Genomic DNA, 2,964 nt, shown 5'->3' on the forward strand with positions numbered 1-2,964 from the left:
TGATAAATACAGAAAAAGCGCGATGGAGTAATCCTTTCTCATGAGCTTCCATCTTCTCCATCGTTCCAATAGCCTCATCCTGTTCGTTCACTAATATTACGTCCGGTAATTTCATAGTCTGTCAAAGATATTTTAATTAAGCTTCCTGCAGATAAAAAATAGGACCAAGAATAAAAAAACTATGCTTAAACAGGTAATAAAATGGTTGAATGGTTAACAGCGATACTTTAAAATTCTTTAACGGTTACATCGATAAATATAATATAAATTTTCCGGACTTTTGCAATATTAATACCTACTAAAATGGCAGAAGACTTACAAATCATCAAGGGAGATAAAGCAGCGCAGTATACTTCCCTGATTCCGCAGATAAAAGGATTGCTGGAAGGAGAACCCGACCTGGTAGCGAATCTTGGCAATGTAGCCGCTGCGCTGAAAGAGCAGTTTGGATGGCTATGGGTAGGATTTTACCTGGTGAAAGGAGATGAACTGGTGCTTGGCCCGTTCCAGGGGCCTGTAGCGTGTACCCGTATCCGTAAGAACAGGGGTGTTTGCGGCAGTAGCTGGGCACAGGCCGCCACGCTTATTGTACCTGATGTGGAAGCCTTCCCGGGGCATATTGCCTGCAGCAGCTTATCAAAATCGGAAATAGTAGTGCCGCTGATCCGCAATGGCGAAGTAAAAGCCATACTGGATGTGGATAGCGTGCATCCCGCTCATTTTGACACTACAGATCAGCAATACCTGGAGGAAATTGTGGCACTGATTGTGTTATGACAGGGCGAATTTTTATATCATCGCTTTATTGAGAAACCATTATGCTTTTTTTTAGAAAAAAAAATACAGCGCCGCCTGCAGATCTGCTGGCATTCATATCTACAGATATTCACTCCCACCTCATACCCGGTGTAGACGATGGTGTGCCTGATGTGGAAACATCCGTTCATTTTATTGAAGAGCTGCAGGCCATGGGGATCCGTAAAATTGTAACCACCCCGCATGTAATGATGGACAGGTTCCCTAATTCCGCCGATACTTTAACAGCGCCCTACCAGCTGGTGCAACAGGAACTGGCCAGGAGAAACAACGCTCTCCCCTTTCATTTTGCTGCAGAATATTATCTCGACGAACAGTTTGTGCCATTGATGCAGCAACCTTTACTTACAATCAGCGGAAATATGGTATTGGTGGAAATTTCGTTTATGTCTGCCCCGCCGCAACTGGCGCAGTGGCTGTTTGACATACAGGCCGCGGGTTATCAGCCTGTGCTGGCCCACCCGGAGCGGTACGGTTACTACCATGCAAATATACCACAGTACGAGCAGTTGAAGCAGCAGGGTTGCCTGTTGCAGCTTAACCTGCTGTCGCTCACCGGCTATTATGGGAAACATGTGCAGCAAACGGCTGAAAAGCTGATGGCTGCGGGATTACCGGACCTGATCGGTACGGATCTGCATCATGAAAAGCACCTGGGGGCCATTGCAGGTATTGGTAAAAATAAAAAACTCTGCAACACACTGGAAAAATATCCTTTCAAAAATTCAATATTGTAATTGAACGAAGCACTGATAAACCTGCTATCTTATTAAAATCAGATTTCCAAGTTGCTTGCGCATCTGCTTCTTACTATCCGTATAAGTAAGCATCCACGCATAACAGCCCCCCTGTTGTTTTGCACCATCCCAGCCGGCCCGGGGGTCATTACTTAAAAAAACGAGTACTCCCCATCGGTTGTATATGGTTAATTTATAATTACTGATATCATCATTTACTCTTATGCGAAAAAGGTCATTTTGCCCATCACCGTTAGGTTTAAATGCCGTAGGTACATATACCGCACAAGCCCGCTGATTTCTGAAGATTTCCGCAGAGCCGCGACTGATACAATTGTTTTGATCTTTTACTACAAAATAATACCTGCCTTCATTGAGCTGCTTCCAGAACTTATCGCCCTGCCAGTCTGAGGTTTCCATCTTATACAGGTAAGGAGGTTTTCCCCCCGTTACAGCCACTTCAATTCTCCCATCTGTAGTTTCACTGCAAGTGATATCTGCTGTGCTAACCGTCGTTATTTGCAAGGGAGGAGGTTCGTTTACTTTTATATTTAACAATTTGGCTTCACAACCCATGTCATCCCTTATAGTAACAGAATAATTCCCTGCCTTCAATTCCTTAAAATCGGGAGAATAGCTGGGCAGGATTGCATCATTTAAATAAAAACGGTAAGGTGCCATCCCGCCCTGAGTGGAGATGTTGATCTGGTTTTTCGCCTCTCCATAACAGCCGGATAACGTAACTGTGACCGTACTTTTTAATTCTATTTCTTTTACGGTTATAGTTGCTGTTGCACTTGTGCCAGTTGATGATATGACCGTTACCTGGTAATTGCCATAGGGAAGATGATCAATCCTGCTTGTTGTCTGACCGCCGGGCATCCATGAATAGGTATATGGTCCGGCATTGCCGATCACCTTTGCCGATGCAACACCCATATCTTTGCCCTTACACGTATTTTCAACGGAAATAATAACCTGTGGTATTTCCCGGAGGGAAGAAGATAAATTATCTATCAGAACGATAGATCCATATGCGCTTTTTTCGCAGTCAATATTCCCGTCCGCCAGGAATGAAATGTATTTATAATCACGGGAAGGACTTATTACAGCATTATACTTTTTCCAGCTTGTATGGTAGAATGGGCCTGACCGCCATAATAATTCAGTGGTATCTCCCTGTTTGTCGCCTCCGTAAATAGCCATATTCCCATAACATCCTGCATAGGCATAAAATGCTGTGTAGGCTAAATCAAAAGAAAGCGCATAACTGTGTCCTCCTTTCATATCTACCATCTGGGTGATTCCTTCGGGCCATAAAGCGCCGCTGTGTAGCCCTACATAAGACTTTCCATCTGAAGCAGGCTGAACAATGTTGAAAACTCCCGGTTGAATGTCGGGAGTGCCTGTT

3 protein-coding genes are annotated in these 2,964 nt (G+C 44.2%); 2 read left to right on the forward strand and 1 reads right to left on the reverse strand.

What is annotated here, in order from left to right:
* Positions 1-303 precede the first annotated feature (303 nt).
* Both VN105_RS04615 and VN105_RS04620 read left to right on the forward strand, forming a co-directional pair.
* The gene (locus tag VN105_RS04615) at positions 304-777 is read left to right on the forward strand and encodes a GAF domain-containing protein (RefSeq protein WP_325638393.1); all 474 of its coding nucleotides are present in this window, start codon (positions 304-306) and stop codon (positions 775-777) included.
* 41 nt (positions 778-818) lie between these two features.
* A complete protein-coding gene (locus VN105_RS04620) occupies positions 819-1,553 on the forward strand; it encodes a tyrosine-protein phosphatase (protein WP_325638395.1) in 735 nt (244 codons plus the stop codon).
* Positions 1,554-1,577: 24 nt separating this feature from the next.
* On the opposite strand, the gene VN105_RS04625 is transcribed toward VN105_RS04620, so the two are convergent.
* The coding region (locus tag VN105_RS04625; protein WP_325638397.1) for a gliding motility-associated C-terminal domain-containing protein at positions 1,578-2,964 on the reverse strand (1,387 nt) is incomplete at its 5' end.

The sequence above is a fragment of the Chitinophaga sp. genome (assembly GCF_035564935.1).
Classification (GTDB): Bacteria; Bacteroidota; Bacteroidia; order Chitinophagales; family Chitinophagaceae; genus Chitinophaga.